At 50.1% G+C, this 20,701-nt stretch carries 12 protein-coding genes; 9 read left to right on the top strand and 3 right to left on the bottom strand.

All coding sequences use genetic code 11. The annotated features are described in order from the left end of the window. The first annotated feature begins 326 nt into the window (after positions 1-326). From B157_RS0129260 to B157_RS0129230, 7 genes are all read left to right on the top strand, one after another. The gene (locus B157_RS0129260; RefSeq protein ID WP_026309049.1) at positions 327-989 is read left to right on the top strand and encodes an HAD family hydrolase; all 663 of its coding nucleotides are present in this window, start codon (positions 327-329) and stop codon (positions 987-989) included. Between the two features lie 106 nt (positions 990-1,095). Then, positions 1,096-1,878: a hypothetical protein gene (locus tag B157_RS0129255; RefSeq protein ID WP_026309048.1), complete on the top strand. Its 783-nt coding sequence runs from the start codon at positions 1,096-1,098 to the stop codon at positions 1,876-1,878. Between the two features lie 198 nt (positions 1,879-2,076). Further along, positions 2,077-3,816 carry a GMC oxidoreductase gene (locus B157_RS0129250; RefSeq protein WP_020606866.1) on the top strand — a complete coding sequence of 580 codons (1,740 nt, stop codon included), beginning with the start codon at positions 2,077-2,079 and terminating at the stop codon, positions 3,814-3,816. An 84-nt stretch (positions 3,817-3,900) separates the two neighbouring features. Then, the gene (locus tag B157_RS0129245; RefSeq protein ID WP_020606865.1) at positions 3,901-6,231 is read left to right on the top strand and encodes a DUF7133 domain-containing protein; all 2,331 of its coding nucleotides are present in this window, start codon (positions 3,901-3,903) and stop codon (positions 6,229-6,231) included. Between the two features lie 21 nt (positions 6,232-6,252). Beyond that, complete coding sequence (locus B157_RS0129240) at positions 6,253-7,419, top strand: alpha/beta hydrolase family protein (RefSeq protein WP_020606864.1); 1,167 nt, start codon at positions 6,253-6,255, stop codon at positions 7,417-7,419. A 46-nt stretch (positions 7,420-7,465) separates the two neighbouring features. Then, positions 7,466-8,842, top strand: coding sequence for a Gfo/Idh/MocA family protein (locus tag B157_RS0129235; RefSeq protein ID WP_020606863.1), 1,377 nt, complete (start codon positions 7,466-7,468; stop codon positions 8,840-8,842). Positions 8,843-9,058: 216 nt separating this feature from the next. After that, complete coding sequence (locus B157_RS0129230) at positions 9,059-12,991, top strand: two-component regulator propeller domain-containing protein (protein ID WP_245565327.1); 3,933 nt, start codon at positions 9,059-9,061, stop codon at positions 12,989-12,991. A 284-nt stretch (positions 12,992-13,275) separates the two neighbouring features. Here B157_RS0129230 and B157_RS0129225 read toward each other — a convergent pair whose 3' ends face one another. The 3 genes from B157_RS0129225 to B157_RS0129215 are packed head-to-tail and all read right to left on the bottom strand — an operon-like array spanning position 13,276 to position 17,519. Continuing rightward, positions 13,276-13,620, bottom strand: coding sequence for a DUF5615 family PIN-like protein (locus B157_RS0129225; RefSeq protein WP_020606861.1), 345 nt, complete (start codon positions 13,618-13,620; stop codon positions 13,276-13,278). After that, complete coding sequence (locus B157_RS0129220; RefSeq protein WP_020606860.1) at positions 13,620-13,952, bottom strand: DUF433 domain-containing protein; 333 nt, start codon at positions 13,950-13,952, stop codon at positions 13,620-13,622. Before B157_RS0129220 ends, B157_RS0129225 begins: the two co-directional genes overlap by 1 nt. Before the next feature lie 18 nt (positions 13,953-13,970). Further along, complete coding sequence (locus tag B157_RS0129215) at positions 13,971-17,519, bottom strand: DEAD/DEAH box helicase (protein ID WP_020606859.1); 3,549 nt, start codon at positions 17,517-17,519, stop codon at positions 13,971-13,973. A gap of 281 nt (positions 17,520-17,800) precedes the next feature. Between B157_RS0129215 and B157_RS0129210 the strand changes: the two genes are divergently transcribed. Beyond that, positions 17,801-19,120, top strand: a complete 1,320-nt coding sequence (locus B157_RS0129210) for an APC family permease (protein WP_020606858.1) — start codon at positions 17,801-17,803, stop codon at positions 19,118-19,120. 66 nt (positions 19,121-19,186) lie between these two features. After that, entirely contained in the window at positions 19,187-20,671 is a 1,485-nt protein-coding gene (locus B157_RS36210) for a heparinase II/III domain-containing protein (RefSeq protein WP_020606857.1), read from the top strand. Positions 20,672-20,701 lie beyond the last annotated feature (30 nt).

The following is a 20,701-nucleotide window of genomic DNA, read 5'->3' as shown; positions in this document are numbered from 1 at the left end:
TGGTATTTTCGGCATACTGGTCGCTGTGGCGAGCCAATTGCAGAAAGTTGATTCGGTGACGAACACTCAAAAACAGCATCAGAATGTGGTGTATAAATTGCCGACGGGGTTTGGTCAAATCGGGCAGGTTAGCTACTATTGTACTCAGTAGGGCTGGTCCTTGCATAAAGGCGTTGTTTGGTTTGGATGTCAGATACCCAAAACTAACACGCCTTTTTCATATCCCTAAAAATTGACGAACCATTGTTTGGGGATAAATGACAATAAATGACGCGAAGCAAATGATAATCAATGACGTAAAGCAAATGACCATGAATGACCATAAAATAAAAGCTGTAATTTTTGATATGGATGGGGTATTGGTGGACACCAACCCACACCACCGGACCGCATGGCGGGAGTACTACCAGCGCAATGGAAAATTCCTGAGCGATGCCGATTTTGTGCAACACGTTTCGGGTAAACACAACGCCGATATTGTGGCTCATCTGTTTGCCGGTCAGACTTTAACGCCGGAGGAAGTTCACCGACTCAGCCATGAAAAGGAAGCGTTGTTCCGGGAAATTTACCAACCGGATATTACGCCCGTGGCCGGTCTTATTCCCTTTCTTGAAGCCCTGAGAGAAGCTGGTTTGAAACTGGCTGTAGCCACATCGGCCCCGGCCGAAAATCTTGACTTCGTTATGGATACGCTCGACATTCGTTCCTATTTCGATGCTCTGTTGAACGAAAGTATGGTCAGGCATCCTAAACCTGACCCAGAAATCTATGAGAAAGCGATGGAAATGCTCGGCGTTGAGCCAGCAGACTGCGTCATTTTTGAGGATTCGATGACGGGCATTCAGGCTGCTAAAGCATCGGGGGCTACCGTCGTGGGCATGGCCACGACCCAGACACCGGATGAGCTGTATTCTTTTGTGGATGATGTAGCGCCTGATTTTACGGATATTACCCTCGATCGCATACAGGGACTGGTTAAGGATTTTTAAGAATAGCAAACGCGCAAAAACCGTATTTTTGTTTTTTGTCATGGCTCCAGAAACCCGGCCCGACGAACGAGACATGATAAAAAACAGTTTCAACCACCTCCTTGCTATGCCCCAAAAATCGTTTTTCCTGCTCTCTCTTGCCGGTTTACTAAGCTGGTCGGGCAGCGCGTGGGCACAGGGGAAATACGTGGTGGGAACCGTTATCGACCAGACAACTAAATCGGCGGTCAACAAAGTGATAGTCATTAATCAGCGTACCCGGCAGCGCGGTCGTACGAACGAAAGCGGGCGTTTTTTCATGACTGTTCAACCCGGCGACTCGCTGATCATTACCAGTCAGCTTTACAACCGCACGGGTATTAAATACGATGGTTCCAATAACCCGACCATTATTGCGAAAGCATTGCCCCCCATGCCATACCGCGTAGTGGAACTGGACGAAGTGACCGTGACCGGAAAGCGATACGAGGAAGTAAAACGGGAAATCAAACAAATTCTCGATGAACCGGTTGCCTCGAAAAAAGTAACCGGTGAGCAAACCTTCGACCGCCTGGCTGATGGCGCGGGTGTAACGCTGCTGTATGAAATGTTTGGAAAACGACCCAAATCGGACCGGAAAGCCTATTTCATTATGCAGCAGGATCGACGACACGCCCTGGCCCTCGAACGCTTTCGGTTACTGACCGAGCAATCGACCGATATGAAGGCGGATGAAATAGACCGCTTTTTCGACTTCTGCGACCTGGATGATGAGTTCCTGCTCAAGGCCGAAGACTATGACCTGATCAATACTATTCAGCAATTGCGCAACCGGTATCGGGACGGTTTCAACCGCCCTAGCCGAATATCGCCGGAGCCGGCAAAAAACCAAACTCCCCGGCAACCGTAGTATTTTCGCCTATCCTTATTCGGGTATTTGGACAATCATCATTCACTTCAAGAGACTTTGATGTTTCCGGCAGAAACGGGCAGCGTTATGAGCCCGTTATCAAGACTGTGTCAAGGATGTCGCGGCAGGTGAGGCTATTGTAGAAAATAATTAATTCGAATTTCTGCTTTCTCATCGTTTTTATAAAAACCCCTTACCATGAGCCATTCCAAAACCTCTAATTACCCATCCATTCCATCCGGAAAGAAATTTGATGCTATTGTTGTTGGGTCAGGCATTAGCGGTGGCTGGTCGGCGAAGGAACTGTGCGAGAAAGGGCTGAACGTGCTGCTGCTGGAACGGGGACGCATGATTGAACATGTTACGGATTACCACACAGCCACCATGGACCCCTGGCAGTTCCCACACCATAATCAGGCTATGCCGCTGGATGTATTGAAAAACTACCCCGTGCAGAACCGGACAGGCTTCACCATTACGGAAGCCACGCACCAGCAATTTGTCAATGATCTGGATAATCCCTATGTCGAAGAAAAGCCGTTCGACTGGATTCGGGGCTATCATTTGGGTGGCCGGTCGCTGATGTGGGGACGGTATTCGTTTCGGTTCTCGGACCTTGATTTCGAGGCCAACGCCAAAGACGGTATCGCCACCGACTGGCCTATTCGGTACAAAGACATTGCACCCTGGTACGATTATGTAGAGAAGTTTGCCGGTATCGCCGGAGATCGGGATGGATTGTCGCACCTGCCCGATGGTCAGTTTCAGCCCGCCATGCCCGATAACTGCGTAGAATCACACTTTCGGAAATCGGTAAATAACCAGTTTCCAGATCGGAAAGTGATTTCGGCACGGGCGGCCCACCTCACTGCGCCCACGCAGGAACAAATGAACCTGGGCCGGGCAAAATGCCAGTACCGGAACTTGTGTATGCGCGGATGCCCATACGGCGCGTATTTCAGTACGCAGTCGGCTACCCTGCCCGCTGCCCGCCGAACTAAACGGCTTACAGTCCGGCCTCATTCCATTGTTAATTCTATTAGCTATGACGAGAAAACAGGCCGGGCAACGGGCGTTCGGGTTATTGATGAGCAAACGCATGAATGGCACGAGTTCAATGCCAGCCTTATTTTCCTGAATGCTTCCGCCCTGGGGTCTACCTATATCCTGATGAACTCTACATCCAGCCGTTTTCCGAACGGCATGGACGATAGCGGGCAATTGGGGCGTAATGTAATGGATCACCATTTCCACGTCGGGGCGCGGGCGGACTATGACCATGATCTGGATAAGTACTATTACGGTCGGCATCCGGCGGGGTTGTACATTCCCCGTTTCCGAAACCTGGCGGGTCAGGAAAAACAGGCGTTCAAACGAGGCTATGGGTTTGAGGTGTACACCAACCGCGAAAACTGGGAGCACGCCTACGGGGAAGACGGTTTTGGTGCCGATTTTAAGGAAAAAGCCACCCAGTTTGGTACGTGGAAAATTACGCTCGATGCGTTTGGCGAGTGTATGCCGTATGAAGATAATCGGGTGTATCTCACCAGTGAGAGTAAGGATAAATGGGGGCAACCCGTGCTGAAAATGGATGTTCACTACCGCGAGAATGAAACGATGATGCGACGTGATGCCCACGATCAGGCCATGCAGATGCTGGAAAAAGCGGGTTTCTCAAACATCAAAGGTTTCGATGCACAGGCACATCCGGGACTGAGTATTCACGAAATGGGAACGGCCCGCATGGGGACCAGCCCGGGAAATTCAGTTTTCAATAAATTCAACCAGCATCACAGCGTAAAAAACGTGTTCTGTACCGATGGGGCCTGCATGACCTCTTCCCCCTGCCAGAATCCGTCATTAACCTATATGGCACTCTCCGCCCGTGCTGCCGATTATGCTGTAAAAGCGCTGAAACGGGGTGACATTCCGCGATAAGTTAAATTTTGTGACGGGTTAAGTCTTCGTATGGAGTAAGAGTTTCCTAAAATCATCTTTTGATTTTAGCTTATACCTAAACCTATGAAACAGACCTTTTGGCTACCGGGGTTACTTGTAGTCTCCATGCTGGTTGTTACCTGTCAGGTTGCTCAGCGAACCAGTCAATCTGCCGGTCAGAACACCCAACATGTTTCACATCAGGTCGATACCGTTCCCGCTTTCACGGTCAATCCATCACCGGCTCAGTTAACACCGGAGCAAAGTCTGCGGTCATTCCGGGTGCCAAAAGGCTATCACATGGAACTGGTAGCCAGTGATCCCATGATTCGGGAGCCGGTGGCCATCGCCTGGGATGGTAATGCCAAAATGTATGTGGCCGAAATGGATACCTACATGCAGGATGTGGATGGTACGAATGAACATGCCCCCATCAGCCGGGTGATGTTGCTCGAAGACACGGATAACGACGGAAAAATGGATAAAAGCTCCGTCTTCATCGACAAGCTGTTGCTGCCCCGGATGTTGCTGTGTGTCGACCACGAACTGCTGGTCAACGAAACCGATACCTACGATATCTGGAGTTATAAAGATACCAACGGTGATGGCGTGGCTGATGCAAAAAGGTCTGTTTACCAGATAGGTAAAAAAGCCCCCGGTAACCTCGAACACCAGCGAAGCGGCCTCGACTGGAACCTTGACAACTGGATTTATGTAACGGTTGATCCGGTACGATTCCGGTACAAAAATGGCGTATTGCAGGCAGATACACTGGCTAGCGGCTCGAATGGGCAATGGGGACTGACGCACGATAACTACGGTCGTTTGTTCTTCTCGCGGGCCGGGGGTGAAATTCCGGCATCCGGCTTTCAGATAAACCCGGTGTATGGTGCGCTTGAATTCCCGGATCAATATTCGGAGGAGTTCACCGCTGTCTGGCCAATTATGACAACCCCCGACATTCAGGGTGGACTGAACCGGCTACGCTTGCCTGACAGCACGCTGAATCATTTTACGGCCAGCAATGGGCAATCTATTTTTCGGGGGGATAAGCTCCCGGCTGATTTGGTAGGCGATTACCTGATTGGGGAACCGGTCGCCCGGATTATCCGGCGGGCTAAAGTCATTAACACCAACGGGAAGCTAACACTCGAAAACGCCTATAAGCAACAGGAGTTCATTGCGTCGACCGATATGAATTTTCGGCCGGTCAACACCTACACCGGGCCTGACGGCTGCCTGTACATCGTGGATATGAACCGGGGCATCATTCAGGAGTCACAATGGACACCCGAAGGCTCTTACCTCCGCCCACAGATTAAACGGCTGGGGCTGGACAAAAACGTGCAGCACGGGCGCATCTATCGATTGGTACACGATGGCATGAAGCCCGGCCCTATGCCCCATATGCTCGACGAGCCCGCCAGCAAACTGGTTACCTACCTGAACCATCCAAACGGCTGGTGGCGTGATAATGCCCAAAAGCAACTCGTTATTCTGGGCGATAAATCGGTTGTTCCAACCCTTAAACAGATTGTGACTGGTAAGACAAATGCGCTGGGTCGGTTGCATGCTCTGTGGACGCTGGAAGGATTGGACGCTATCGATAAAGACCTGCTGTTTCAGGTGATGAAAGATGAGGACCCGCAACTGCGCCGGGCTGCGGTCTGGATTGGCGAACGGTACGTAAAACAGGGTGACAGCCAGATGATCGATAAGCTGCGGGAGTTGAAAAGCGACCCCAGCTACGATGTTAGAACTCAGCTGGTGCTCTCCCTGCATCAGAGCAAGTCGCCTGCTGCCCATGCGCTGGCCGCTGAACTGATTGAACAGAATGCTGGAAACGAAATGCTGGCCAGTACGCAAAAAAGCCTGCTGAAAAACGATGCGGTCAAAACCTACGGCTCACGACTTGGCCGACTCGAACCCACTGACCGAAACCGGGTACTGGCGGGGGCCAATACCTTCAAAACCCTGTGCGCTACCTGTCACGGGCCCGATGGCAAAGGGATGGCTGTAGGGGGTAGTAGCATGGTAGCCCCCCCCTTGTTTGCATCGAAACGGGTTGTGGGCGATAAGGATGTGCTCATTAAGATTTTGCTGAATGGCCTTTCCGGACCGGTAGATGAAAAAACGTATCCCGATGTAATGCCGTCCATGAGTGCCAACGATGACGAATGGATTGCCTCCGTGCTTAGCTATATCCGCTATGAGTTTGGCTATACGGGGAATTTTCCTCCTTACGTACGTCCGGCGGGTACGCAGCCAACGGGTAGCGGACCACCACCGGAAATGGTAAAACGTCGTAGTTATAAACCCTTTGTGCAGCCTGAAGACGTAAAAAGAATCCGGGAACAAACTACCGGACGCACCAGAGCCTGGACGCTGGCCGACCTCGATAAGGTTGGCGAATAAGTCAATTCTACTGAAGGAACTATGACGATTAAAAGCGGTATTATCTGTTACATCATAGGCATAGCCAGCGCCATAGCCCAGCCTAACCCCGACCGGCCTGACTTATGTCAGGGGGCGTATTTTACGGAAGAAGAAGGCGCTAAGGCATTGCAGACATTTGCCAGCACCTACCACGATAAGGCGAGTTGGGAAGCCCGGGCTTCGCTGATTCGGAAGGGAATACGAGAGGGTATGCAGTTGCCGGCCAGGCCCCAATTTGCTCCGCTTAAACCCATTCGGCACAGCCTTCGGACCATGGATGGCTACACGGTGGAGAATGTAGCGTTCGAGAGTTTGCCGGGGCTTTTTGTAACGGGTAATCTGTATCGACCCATAAATGCTACCGGCAAAGCGGCTGGAATTCTTTGCCCACACGGTCATGCGCCAAATCAGGATGCCCGTTTTCTGGAACAGGCTCAGCAGCGTTGCGCTACGCTGGCCCGTATGGGGGCAGTGGTCTTCGTCTACGACATGCTTGGCTATGGTGATTCTAAACAGTGCGACCATAAAATCTCCAAAGCGTTGACGCTACAAGCCCTTAACGGCATCCGCTCCCTGGATTTTCTGACCAGCTTACCCGAAGTGGATACGACCCGCATTGGTGTATCGGGCGAGTCGGGCGGGGGAACGCAAACCTTTTTGCTGACGGCCCTCGATTCACGGGTGAAAGTGTCGGTGCCGGTAGTGATGGTATCGTCGTATTTTTTTGGCGGATGCGTTTGCGAAAGTGGGATGCCCATTCACAAACGCCCTACTCATCAAGCCAGTAATGTTGAACTAGCAGCACTGGCAGCTCCGCGGCCCATGCTGCTCATTTCAGACGGGAAAGACTGGACCAGGCATACGCCGGAAGTAGAGTTTCCCTACGTTCAAAACATCTATGGTTATTACGGCGCAAAAGACCGGGTTAAAAACGTTCATCTGCCCAACGAAGGTCATGATTATGGCCCCAGTAAACGCGCGGCCGCCTATCGGTTTCTGGCCGAATACCTGAAACTGGATTTGAACCGTGTACTGAAAGACGGAAAAATTGACGAGACACCCAATAAAATACTTACACCGACCGACTTGCAGGTATTCACCTCCGAACATCCACGCCCGGCTGATGCCGTTGTGGGCGACGAAGCAGTACTGGCACTCTTAAACTGAATTCATTACCTAAATCCTGGCTCTGAGCCTGTAATCCCCAATTTTCATGGAACTGTTCAATATTAACCGTCGTCGCTTTTTACAGGGTACTACAGCCACGCTTGCCCTTTCAACGTTTGGAGCCAGAGGAATGGACCTTATTCATCCGGCTAAAACCATGCGTGTCGGCCTGATTGGAACGGGCTGGTACGGTAAAAGTGACTTGTTTCGCCTGATTCAGGTCGCTCCGGTAGAGGTAGTCGCTTTGTGTGACGTGGACAAAAATATGCTGGCCGATGCCGCCAAACTGGTGAGTCAGCGGCAGAAGTCAGGTAAAACGCCAAAACTATACGGAGATTACCAGAAGATGCTGGCCGAAAATGAGATGGATATTGTCCTCATTGGTACTCCCGATCACTGGCACGCCCTTCAAATGATTGACGCCGTCAAAGCGGGTGCCAACGTATACGTACAAAAGCCAATTAGTGTGGATGTGATGGAAGGAGAAGCGATGGTGGCGGCCGCTCGAAAATACAATAAAGTGGTGCAGGTAGGTACCCAGCGAAAAAGTACGCCCCACCTGATTGAAGCCAAAAAGAAAATTGTGGATGCCGGTCTGCTGGGTAAAATATCCCATGTAGAAATGGCCTGTGACCTTCATATGCGCAACAACGGTAATCCGCCCGTACAGGCTATTCCTGACTTCCTGGATTATAATATGTGGACGGGTCCTGCCCCCCTCCGGCCTTACGATGGTCTGCCACACGTACGGTGGTGGCGGACATTTATGGAATATGGAAATGGGATAACCGGTGATATGTGCGTTCACATGTTCGACACGGTTCGCTGGATGCTGAAGCTTGGCTGGCCGAAACGCATTAGCTCAACAGGGGGCATTTATGTTCAGAAAGAAGGCAAATCGAATATTTCCGATACCCAGTCGGCGGTGTTTGAATATGATGAACTAAACTGCATATGGCATCATAAAACCTGGGGAACAGCCAATAACCCTGATTATCCCTGGTCCTTTACGCTCTATGGTGAAAAAGGTACACTATGGGCCAGTACCATGCAGGCCGACTTTATTCCAGAAGGTAAGGGCGAGAAGATTCACTTCGATGTGTTGTATGAGAAGGAAAAATATCCGGAGGACCTGACCGAACCGACCAATCCAAAAATTGAGCTGAATGCCGCTCCGGCTACCCGGCTGCATATGCTCAACTTTCTGGATGCCATCGATAAGCAGAGCCGCCCGGTAGCGGATATTGAAGAAGGACATATTTCAACGTCCAGTTGCATTTTGGCTAATATGTCCATGAAAACAGGTCGCCCAATGGTGTACGACCCCCAAAAGCGTGAAGTCGTTGGTGATAAAGAAGCCACCAAACTCCTCGCTCGTGCGTATCGTGATCCCTGGACGCATCCTGACCCGAAAAAAGTGTAAATTACTGGCTAGTGGTCAATTGATGAGCACTAAATTTGCCGGCTAGTTGAAGTCAATAACGGTTGCCGGCAAATTTGTGGTATTGATAAATGTCCCGTGCGCTATTATCTGATCATATTTTTACTGGTTTGTTTTACAAAAAGCTTCGCCCAGTACTATCGTTCTGATAGCCTGAGCGCGGCTTTTTCGTTGGCAAAAAGTAATAATTTCGAACACTTGTCTGTTAAAGACGGCCTTTCTAATAATTCAGTAAACTGTATTCTTCAGGATCGGGAAGGCTACATCTGGTTTGGTACCAATGATGGGCTGGATAAATATGATGGCTATAAATTCACTGTTTTACAGGCCGACTTAAACAACCCAAACCAGAGTTTGCAGAATAACGTGATTTCTGGTTTGTGCGAAGACCGGAAAAGCCGCCTTTGGGCTGTAACGGAAGGGGGAGGGTTGCACGAAATTAATAAGAAAACAGGTCAGATTACGCCCCATCCAATCTGGGCCAGAAACACGGGGCGATGGAACAATCAACACTCCATCTATGAAGATAAGCAGGGTATTCTATGGCTGGGTACGTTTGGCGGATTAGCTCGCTACGATCCGGATACCCATCATTTCGTCCTGTATCCATCACCCCAACCCGACATGCCCGTTAAGACCGTTTTCGAGGATCGGCAACATCGGTTTTGGGTAGCTACATTGCGGGGATTGTATCTGTTTGACCGGGCGACGGGTAGGTTCACGCTGGTATCGGCCCCCGTAGAGAATGAACCCCAGCCTACATTCATTTCGTTTTATATGGATGATCGAAATACCCTTTGGTTGGGTACGGCCGGGCATGGGTTATTTCAGATCGATCTGCGTCGTGAGCCTTTTCAACTAATCGCCTATAATCCGGGCGGACAGATCAATCCCTATGTTTATTTAAATTCAATCCACAAGGGTACGGCAGGAGCTGTTTGGGTGGGTACAACGAACGGGTTGCAGCGGATAGATCCAGCGAACCACACCGTTTTTACGTACCATCCTGACCCTACTAACAGAAGGGGAATCAGCAGTAATAATGCGCAGGCTGTTTACCATGATCGGGCGGGAATAATGTGGGTCGGTACTGACAATGGCATTGATCGCGAAACTGCGCCCAACAAACCGTTCCTGTCCTATCAGATAATACCTAATACCAGTACCGTTAACCTGTCGGCCAATAAAGTAAGGAGCTTACTGGTCGACAGTCTCAATCGCCTATGGTTTACCAATGAGCGAACCGTATATCGGGTCAATTTGCAGACTAATCGACTGGAGAATCTGCCACCCGAACCAGATCAGACGAGAAACTACATACATACGCTGTTTCCAAATGGGTCAGAAGGGATGTGGGCAGGTAGCTGGAACAACCTCTATTACCTGGATTATGCAACAGATAAGTACCTTAAACTCCCGTCAGACAGTGTACACGTCGAGTTGATCGGCCATCGAAAAGGCGGACCTGTCTGGATTGCCGGAGACGGAGGCATTGCTTCGTTCGATAGTCGTACGCATCACTACCGGTATTATACCTACAAACGGGGGAGTAAAAATGGGTTACCCGATAAGTACATTGCCGGACTGATCGTTAGCCAAACCGGCGACGTATGGGTGCTGGTATCCCGATACGGTGTATGCCGACTGAATCCTGAAACGGGCCGATTCACCCAGTACGTTGCTGGAGGAGCCGGACACTTGAATACCAATGAAGTCAGAGCAATTTATGAAGATGATAATGGTATTATCTGGGTTGGTACGCATCAGGGTGGTTTAAACTGGTTCGACCCGCGAACGGAGCGTTTTTCGGCCATTACCACCCGCGATGGTCTACCCAGTAACAGCATTGCCAGTATTACTTCCGATAATGCCGGTCATATCTGGTTCAGTACTAATAAAGGAATTTGTCGGCTCGATCCACGAACAAAAACGATTCTTAACTATGACATCGACGACGGCCTGCTGAGTAGTACGTTCCTGGAGAATGCGGCCTTTCGGCACAATAATCATGTCTTTTTCGGAAGCCTGAACGGAGTCGTGTATTTCAATCCAGACCAGATTTGTAGTGATAAACGTCCGTTCCCGGTCTACATCACTGGCTTGAAAGTAATGGATAAATCCAGACCATTGACCGACAGCACGCTGGTGTTGAAACACAATGAGAATTTTCTGTCGTTCGAGTTTTCAGCATTAACGTACGTGCTGCCCGAACAAAATCAGTATGCATATCAACTCGTTGGTGTAGATAAGCAGTGGGTCAGAAACGTTAATCAGCGCTACGTAACGTATCCAAATCTGGCGCCTGGGGATTATACGTTTCGGGTGAAGGCTGCTAATAGTGATGGAATCTGGAATCGGAAAGAGGCTGCAATCCATTTCGTCATCCAGCCACCCTGGTGGGCTACCTGGTGGGCGTATGGATTATATGTGCTTTTCCTGGTTAGTGGTCTTGCCGGGTATATCCGTTTTTATACGAATCGGATACGACAGAAACAGGAAATGGAATTGAGTCAGCGGGAAGCTAAGCAACTGAAAATGCTTGATGAAATGAAAAGCCGCTTTTTCTCCAACATTACGCATGAATTCCGCACACCGCTGTCACTGATTCTCGGTCCGGTCGAGAGTCTGTTAAGTGAAGATAAATTTGATCAATCGACCCGCCAGAAATTAGGACTTGTTCAGAGAAATGCCGACAAACTACTCCATTTGATTAGCCAGTTGCTCGATTTCTCTAAACTGGAAGCGGGTGGAATGGGTATTTCTTTAATGCGGGGCAATGCAACGGAATTTGTTGAACAGCTCGTGGACTCGTTCCGGCAGATGGCCGAACAAAAAGGGGTACGACTGTCTTACACGGCTAGTGGATCGATACCAGATGGTTTGTTCGATGCCGATAAATGGGGAAAGGTTTTAACGAACCTGTTATCGAATGCCGTGAAATTCACGGAGCAGGGTGGACAGGTTTCGATAACGCTGACACCCGTAGATGCCGATAAAATTGAAGGACGTTTCTTGGTTTGTGTTACGGTTACCGACACCGGTATTGGGATTCCCCCCGAGAAGTTACCGCATATTTTTGACCGTTTCTATCAGGTCGATGACTCGCGTACCCGTGCCTATGAGGGTACGGGAATTGGTCTGGCACTGGTGAAAGAGCTGGTTGAACTGATGCAGGGCACTGTTACGGTAGACAGTAAGCCCAGGGAAGGCACTCAATTCACGCTGGTACTGCCCATTGAATTAATAGCAGAGAGCAACGAGAATGCATTGCCTGTACCGGTACCTGGCATAAAACCAGGTTATGTTAACCTTTCTGATGAAGAAAGATCAATTCCTCCTTACAGATTACCCGTTGCTGAATCGAGTAAACCGCTGATACTGGTTGTTGAAGATAATGACGAGTTACGACAATTTGTGATCAGTGAATTAGCCGGATCGTACCGGGTTCTGAGTGCTGGTGATGGAGAAGAGGGCTGGCGATTAGCACAGGAAGAACTACCCGATATTATTATCTCGGATCTGATGATGCCGAAAATGGATGGATACGAGTTAACCGAACGAATCAAAACCCATCCTGTCACCAACCATATAGCCGTGATCCTGCTGACGGCTAAAACCGCTCAGGATACTAAGATGGCAGGACTGAAAAAAGGCGCGGATGAATACCTGACCAAGCCCTTTCATATGGAGGAGATTCAGTTGCGACTACGTAATCTTCTGGACCATCAGCAGAAGCTACGGCAGCATTATTCGCAACAGTTGGCAGACGTGGATACACCCATTTCGGCCGGAGTTGTGCATGAGCCTTTCCTACAGGAATTTTATAGACTGATCGATGAAAACATTTCGAACACACTACTCAATGTCGACTGGCTGGCAGATAAATTATCTATGAGCCGTAAAACACTCCAGCGCAAGGTAAGTAGCCTGACCCAGACGGAAGTGCCAAACGAATTGATTCGTCATTACCGACTTCGTAAAGCAGCCGAGTTATTATTAGCGGGTAAAAATGTAACCGAAACAGCTGAAGCGGTTGGATTTAAAGCAACTACGCACTTCACTAAAAGCTTCAGGGACTTTTATAATCAAACCCCAACGCAGTTCATTGAAGAAAGAAAGGGAAGGGGATAAATGCCTGTTTAAGTGGGTATAGGGCGAAAAATGTCCCAAATACACCAAAAGATGTCCCAAATTGGAAAGTGTGTATAGGCTACAACTGCCGAAATTTACACTGTTATATCCGCCATCAGTCTTTCTGCTTCTTTTCCGGTTACCCTTCCCCTTTTTGCAAGGTTGAGGATTGGATTTAAGTCACTCATCAGGCAAGATTTTAATCTCTACCTGATGAGTGTTTTTTTTACTCCAGACTCACCAACTCCTTTAACTCCGCATCACTCAACCAGGTCTCGCCGGTTTTAGAGCGTAGAACGCTGTACGCGAAGCAATTGCCCTGTAAGAGAGTTCGTCTGTTGCTGTATGCAAACGTGAGTTCGGTGGGCAAGAGCTGCGAATGCTGCATCGGCCTTACAGATGATAATGCCCGCATGATTTGAGGATTGCCGGTGAAGTTTGATGAAATCTTTCCGGTTCAGCGTAAGTAGACACCGGTTTAACGAGGTTGACAACTGAAGAACTTCATCGTCGGGGACGGCTAGTCCAGCTTGTCCAATTTCCAGCAGTGTCTGCACATCGTGGCCGAGTTCACGCAACACCACCACAGCAGGCATTAGAAAGTTCTCGTCGGCGAAGAGTAGTGCCATTAGTCGGCATCATTTTCGGCGATGGCTTCATCAATCTCAGCTGGGTATGCCTGCACATAAGCCCAAGCGTTAGTCAGATCGGCGGCCCGAAGCATGGGGTATGCCCGCAACAAATCAGCTTCGGTTGCCCCCAGCCGACGAGTTTGCTCTAAAAGCCATACCGGAATCCGGGTACGGACTACGCAGGCAACACCACCCACCAAATCAGATATATGTTCGATGCCCGGAAAAGCAGCTCCCAAATCCTGTACAATCCAGTGCAAAACCTGCGCTTTCTCGGCCCGCGATAGTCGGCGCAGCATGGCTTCGGTTTCTAAAACTCCGGTGTTCATATACTAAAGATACAGATTTCATCCCAAACTCACCAGCTCCTTCAACTCGGCGTCGCTCAAATCGCCCAGCCAGGTTTCGCCAGTCTTCACGCTAAGGTCGGCGAGTTCGCGTTTGGAACGGATCATCGCGTCAATTTTTTCCTCCAGCGTTCCCTGATTCATCAGCCGGTAAACCAGCACATTTTTGGTCTGACCAATACGGAAAGCCCGGTCGGTAGCCTGACTTTCTACCGCCGGATTCCACCAGAGGTCGTAGTGAATGACGTGGTTGGCCTGGGTCAAATTCAGTCCTGTACCACCCGCTTTGAGGGAAAGGATAAATGTATGGTCGGAGCGATTTTTTTGAAATTGCTCTACCATTCGGTCGCGCTCGGGACGAGAGGTGCCACCGTGAAGAAAAAGAGGTGGTGTACCGAATGCATGCTCAATGAACTGGGAGAGTAGCTCACCCATTTCGCGGTACTGGGTAAAAATCAGCACCTTCTCATGGCTGGCGTAAATATTTTCGAGCAGATTGAGCAGGAGCGTTGCTTTCCCCGAAATAGCCGGGGCATCATTTCCGCGCTTGAGGTACTGATGCGGGTGGTTACCAATCTGTTTAAGGGCGGTCATGAGTTTGAGGACTAATCCCCGACGGGTAATGCCATCTTTTTGCTCAATGGCCCGGATGCTTTCCTGCACAACGCTTTCGTACAGAGCCGCCTGTTCGGTGGTAAGCGTGCAAAACTGATTCGTCTCAATTTTATCGGGCAGGTCGCTGATGATAGTCTTGTCAGTTTTGACGCGACGGAGCAGGAAGGGGCTGGTTACCCGCCGAAACTGTTCAAGTTTCTGGTGGTCGCGCTCCTGTTGGATCGGCTTTCCAAACTCCTCGTTGAACTTACCCGAACCACCCAGATACCCTTTGTTAACGAAGTCCATAATGCTCCAGAACTCCGACAGCCTATTTTCGACAGGGGTGCCACTCAGCGCAATCCGAACGGGAGATTTCAGGGCTTTCACCGCTTTTGTCTGTTCCGTATCGGCATTCTTAATGTTTTGCGCTTCATCGATAACAACGACCGCCCAGGTTATCTTTTTTAGGGTATCGAGGTCTGAGCGCACTACGCCATAGGTAGTCAGCAGTAAGTCATACGTATCTTTTTCGGGCGGGAGCTTACGGGTGGAGCCGTGATAAACCCGGGCCTGTAGCTCCGGCGCGAATCGGTCAATTTCTTTTTGCCAGTTGGTGAGTAGCGTTGTTGGTAAAATAACTAACCCCTTCTGTTTTTTAAACCGGCCCTCCTGCCTGAATTTGAGGAGCAGGGCGATGATCTGTAACGTCTTGCCCAGTCCCATGTCGTCAGCCAGCAAACTGCCCATGCCTAGTGCGGTATTCTTGACCAGCCAATCGTAGCCGCGTTGTTGATAAGGGCGTAAGGTAGCCTGTAATGCATCTGGTAGCGGTTGCGCTTCACTCTCGGTGAACTTCCTGACTAATTTTCTAACTTCCTCCGACAGGCCCAACCGCCCGCCCTTATACTCTTCCGACAATGCGGCCCGGAGCAACTCGGGACCAGTCAGCTCTGGTGGATTTTCTAGTTGCCTGTATAGTTTGGTCAGGTCATTGGGGTCGATGAGTACGTACTGGTCTTTAATTTTCACCAAACCCGTTGACCGTCCTACTAATTTCTGAAACTCGCTCATACTGACCATCTCGTCGCCCAGCGCAACCTGCCAGTCGAACGTGAGCATATCGTCTAACCGCATGAACGCGTTATTTGCCGTAACCTTTGCTTTCAGGCGGCCACCCACCTGCGGACGCACCCAATGTTGCAGGGACTTCGGTAACCACAGGGCAATGCCGAGCAACTGCATCCGGGGCAATGTATTGAGCAGAACCTGAACAAACTGACTCGGAGAGTAGGTAAGGTAAGCCGGGCCACCTATTTTCGTCAGTTTAGCCAAATCCGGAAAGTGCCGCGAGAGCACCAGCAAATCCTGCAACACGGCCATCCGGATGGGTGCGTGCTTCTTCTTTGTAAGTAGTTCGGGCAAGGGAATCGGTTGGTCCGGCGCGCCATTGATGGTGGCTGCTTCGCGGTCGCGGATGAGCAGTCGAAGGCGAAACTCATCACCAAACGAAGCCTCACCCAGTTCGCTATCTTCCACGGCCAGAATGGGTACAAATCGTTTGTGGGTCAGGAAGAAATCATTCAGCCAGAGTTGAATAGCCAGTGGCATCTCTTTGCGGCCAAACCCTTCAAAACGCAGCGTTTCGATCCCGAAAAACAGGCGGTCGGCATCTTCGAGGGGCCACCGTTCCCAGAGTTCGATGGTAGCAGGTTTGATAATCCGGCGCAGAAACAACGAGCAGAGTGTCAGTACCAGTTGTCCATCTGGCAGGGCCAGCCATTCTTTTTGCCAGCGCACCGTGAGCATATCGGGGGGGATTTGCGTGGCCAGCCAATCCGTCAGTTGCCTGACTGTGTCATTCAGCGTAGCCGGGAGCCATCGAACCCGGTATTGGTCTTCGGCAGGTCCAACGCGCAGCAACTGCGGCACAACCGCCCCTTTCCGTAATAAAGCGGCCGAGAATTGATTGGTGAGGTACAACGCCCGGACAGAATCACTCATTTCGGGCCAGTCGGCTTCGGTGAGTGTACCAACCCATCCTGCCAGGTCGCTCATTTTTAGACCAGGTAGCGGGCGGGGTTCGCCATGTTCGCTGAAAATGTTGATTTTTTTGATGCCCATCACCTCATCGAGCTGTAGCTCAATGCTGTCGCTAAAGCTGGGATGGTCTGTCTGGGCAAGTGGTTGTATCGTATCTGCGGGCTTGCTGAACAGTTTGTAGGCTTTGGTGAGTGATTTGTGAAAATCGCTTTTGGCAAACGTAACATCGGTAGCCAGCAGACTCAGTAGTTGCTCCGATAGGGGCTGGATGGTGGCGAAATCCAGCCGGGCACGGACTTTCTCATCGGGTTGCCAGTCTTCCTCATCAGGCAGTTCATCGGTGCAGATGTCCTTGAATGAAAAAACGTTACCCATGTTGCCGCCAATAGCCGTGGTCTGATCTTTCTGAAGTTCCTCCAGAATATCCAGCCCTTTCAGTTGAAAGACCAGAAAAGGATTTCGGTCAATTTCGTTGGCAATGATATAAACGACGGCTGCGAGGTGTTTGCAGGGCACCGCATAATCGGGGCAGGAGCAACCCATGTCCAGATCCCGAAAGGAACGCGGAAAGAGGTTGATACCCCGTTTAACCGTAAACTCGGTTAGTTCGGGCGGCAGTTGACGGTTCAGGAGTTGAGCCAGAATAGCGGGGTTCTCCCGAATTTCAGTCAGCAGGGATGTTTTCTCCTGTTCGGTAAAAAGCGGTACCGACAGTTTCGCCTTGTAAGGCCGGGGAGCCGACCCCTTGATAGAGGCACTGATCTGGTTGTTGGAAATTAGTAATCCCTGCACAGCCCCCTTGTTCGCGTACGTTTTGCCACGTGGCAGTCGATTGGCCATGTCAATGCTGGTCAGGGCATTAAGCCACTGTTGCCCCCACCACGTTTTCCCGTAACTTATCCGCTCCGCCATTTATTTAACTTGAAAACCCATGAATTCCAGTACAAAAATAGCAGATTAACAACTTTACCGCAGTTATGGGCCTGGGTGGATGTGCAAGTCTGCTACCGGATACGTCTACCCGCAATCTAACACGAAAACGATGCGGGAATACAAGTACAGTATTCAGAAAGAAGAATATATTACGCTGGAAAAACGCGTCTGGATGGGTAGAAAGTGCTGAAGGCCAAAACAGCCGACAAACTTTTCGCTATTATTGCAGCATTACCCACCCTTCTCCTGTCACCTGAATTATGGCTCAGCATCAACTCAAGAAACTATTAGGTGTCGGATTTGGCGTAGCCGTAACGATTGGTGGCACGGTCGGTACGGGGATTTTGCGTAAACCCGGCCCCATTGCGCAGGACATTGGGAACCCGACACTAATCATTGCGGTGTGGCTGGCAGTGGGACTTTACGCCCTGATTGGCTCACTATCGGTTATGGAATTGGGAACGATGATACCCAAAGTAGGGGCCTGGTACGTATATGCCCGGCGCGCTTTTGGTAATTATGCCGGGTTTATTATTGGTATCAGTAGCTGGTTAGGCAGTGTATCCGCCATGGCTTTTGGCGCGGCCGTAATGAGTGAGTACACGGCTCTGCTGTTTCCATCAACGGCCAATAGTCAGAAGCTGGTTGCGATTGGAATCCTGGTAGCATTCGTGGCCTTCCACTCGGTGGGGGTGCGGCTGGCTAGCCGCGCGCAGGAGGTGATGAGTATACTGAAAGCGGTGGGCCTGCTGGCATTTGTTGTTGTCTGTTTCGTGATAATGCCGACTAAACCTGCTGCCACAGTAGATAACATCCGCCCGTTGGCCGAAGGAGGTATCTGGCTGGGGGCGCTGGCGGCCTTGCAGTCTGTTTTTTATACCTACGATGGCTGGCATACAGCCGCTTACTTCACCGAAGAGGACGTTGACCCCGGCCGTAACCTGCCCCGGTCCATGATTAGTGGCGTACTGTTGATTATTGGTATCTATATTCTGGTTAATCTGGCACTACTGTATGTGCTGCCCGTATCGGCAATGGCTGGCTCAAAACTTCCGGCGGCCGATGCAATACAGGTGCTATTTGGTGCAGGTAGTGCTCAAATTGTTACTTTTCTGCTGATGATTTCCATCATGGGTATTATCAATGCCCAGATAATGTTCAATCCGCGCGTCATTTTTGCCATGGGGCGCGATGGGCTGTTTTTTCGGTTCGTTACCCGCGTAAACGAAGGAGGCACACCTGTTAACGCTACCCTATTAACTGCCGGAGCATCTATTCTGATGATTCTGACGAATACCTACGGTAAGCTGTCCGATATCGCTACGTTTTTCTTTGTATTATGTTATGCGTCGGGCTTTGCGGCCCTGATTCGCCTTCGCCAGACGGAGCCGGAACTGCCACGTGTCGTGCGGGCGTGGGGATATCCTTTTTCTACCTGGACACTCCTGATTGTGTCCATTTTATTTCTACTGGGCGTTATCATTGGCGATTTTTCCAGTAGCCTGTACGCACTTGGCTTCATCGCCGTCAGTTATCCAGTCTACCTGCTTATCAGACCGAAAACAGCGGGCAAGCGGTAAACCTGCTTTCTTTCTGGCTTATGTATTCTGACATGCTTTTGGGAAACCTTATCCGTATCGTTCCTTATGAATACGTTGCTCATTCGATTTGTTTCCCTTCTTCTGCTGTCCGGTTTTTCGACACTGGCACAGGTCAATTACTTAGCCGCCACAAAAAAACTGCCGGACCATCCCCGTTTACTGTTGCTGAAAGGCGAAGAAGAAGCTATAAAACGCACTATTGGAGCGGATAAAAGCTGGAATAAGCTGCATCAGGCAATCCTAACCGAAAGCGACGCGCTAATTGATACCGCTCCGCTGGAACGTATTAAAATTGGTAGACGCCTGTTGGACAAATCCCGGGAAGGATTGCGTCGGCTTTTTTATTTGGCCTATGCCTGGCGAATGACCCATGAGGAAAAATATCGGGCAAGAGCCGAGCAAGAGTTGTTAGCTTTATCGGCCTTCAGCGACTGGAATCCAACACACTTCCTGGATGTAGCAGAGATGACTATGGCCGTTTCAATCGGTTACGACTGGCTCTATACTGACTTATCTGAACCGGTCCGATTAACAATAAAAGAAGCCATCCTGAAGAAAGGTATCGGGCCTTCGTTCGATACGAAGTATAACTCCTGGCTCAAGGCCACGCATAATTGGAATCAGGTGTGTAACGCCGGGATGGCCTATGGGGCGCTGGCTATTTACGAAGATCAGCCCGAACTGGCCAAAAGTGTTATCAATCGCGCCATCGGGTCAGTTACTTTACCAATGGGCGACTATAGCCCGGATGGGGCTTATCCGGAGGGCTACAGCTACTGGGGTTATGGAACAAGCTTCAACGTGATGCTCATCAGTGCCATTGAAAAAGCATTTGGAACGGATTTCGGCCTGACCGGCAAGCCGGGTTTCTTAAACACAGCTGGGTATCTCGAGAACATGACCGGCCCATCGGGCTACGCCTTTAACTACTCTGATTCTGGTTTGTCGGGCGAGTTACAGCCTGCTATGTTCTGGTTTGCTAAAAAAACAAAGAACCCTTCACTGCTCTGGGTAGAGCGTAGCCGGTTGATAAATGAAGCTCCGAAACAACATGTCAGAAACCGATTGCTTCCTGCCGTTATGCTTTGGAGTAACGGTATTGGTATGAATGATATCAAGGCACCTGAACAAACTTTTTGGGTCGGAGAAGGGCGTAATCCGGTTGCGCTGATGCGGTCCTCCTGGTCGGATTCATCGGCTATTTATGTAGGACTTAAAGCGGGTAGTCCTTCCGTGAATCATGCGCACATGGATGTTGGCTCATTCATTATGGAAGCCGACGGCGTGCGTTGGGCTATGGATTTTGGGATGCAGAACTACGAGTCGCTGGAGTCGAAGGGAGTTGATTTATGGAATGGTAAGCAGAATTCACAGCGGTGGCAGATATTCAGGTATAACAATTTTGTGCATAACACACTCACTATCAACCGAAGTTTGCAACGGGTTGAGGGCGAAGCGACTATCACAGCGCACTCGGCAACGCCTTTATTCATGAATGCAACAACCGACCTTACGGCTATTTATAAATAAGAGTTAGCGGCTGCAAAACGGGGTGTTGCC

The organism is Spirosoma spitsbergense DSM 19989, assembly GCF_000374085.1.
In the GTDB taxonomy this organism is placed as follows: domain Bacteria; phylum Bacteroidota; class Bacteroidia; order Cytophagales; family Spirosomataceae; genus Spirosoma; species Spirosoma spitsbergense.
Note: the sequence above shows the minus strand (reverse complement) of the source record. Positions and strands in the feature narration are given on the sequence as shown.

What these genes read in the sequence shown, in the direction of transcription:
- B157_RS0129215 (WP_020606859.1), bottom strand. Translation starts at nt 17,519, where the DNA reads ATGGCGGAGCGGATAAGTTACGGGAAAACGTGGTGGGGGCAACAGTGG.
- B157_RS0129235 (WP_020606863.1), top strand. Translation starts at nt 7,466, where the DNA reads ATGGAACTGTTCAATATTAACCGTCGTCGCTTTTTACAGGGTACTACA.
- B157_RS0129220 (WP_020606860.1), bottom strand. Translation starts at nt 13,952, where the DNA reads ATGAACACCGGAGTTTTAGAAACCGAAGCCATGCTGCGCCGACTATCG.
- B157_RS0129225 (WP_020606861.1), bottom strand. Translation starts at nt 13,620, where the DNA reads ATGGCACTACTCTTCGCCGACGAGAACTTTCTAATGCCTGCTGTGGTG.
- B157_RS0129210 (WP_020606858.1), top strand. Translation starts at nt 17,801, where the DNA reads ATGGCTCAGCATCAACTCAAGAAACTATTAGGTGTCGGATTTGGCGTA.
- B157_RS0129245 (WP_020606865.1), top strand. Translation starts at nt 3,901, where the DNA reads ATGAAACAGACCTTTTGGCTACCGGGGTTACTTGTAGTCTCCATGCTG.
- B157_RS0129240 (WP_020606864.1), top strand. Translation starts at nt 6,253, where the DNA reads ATGACGATTAAAAGCGGTATTATCTGTTACATCATAGGCATAGCCAGC.
- B157_RS0129250 (WP_020606866.1), top strand. Translation starts at nt 2,077, where the DNA reads ATGAGCCATTCCAAAACCTCTAATTACCCATCCATTCCATCCGGAAAG.
- B157_RS36210 (WP_020606857.1), top strand. Translation starts at nt 19,187, where the DNA reads ATGAATACGTTGCTCATTCGATTTGTTTCCCTTCTTCTGCTGTCCGGT.
- B157_RS0129255 (WP_026309048.1), top strand. Translation starts at nt 1,096, where the DNA reads ATGCCCCAAAAATCGTTTTTCCTGCTCTCTCTTGCCGGTTTACTAAGC.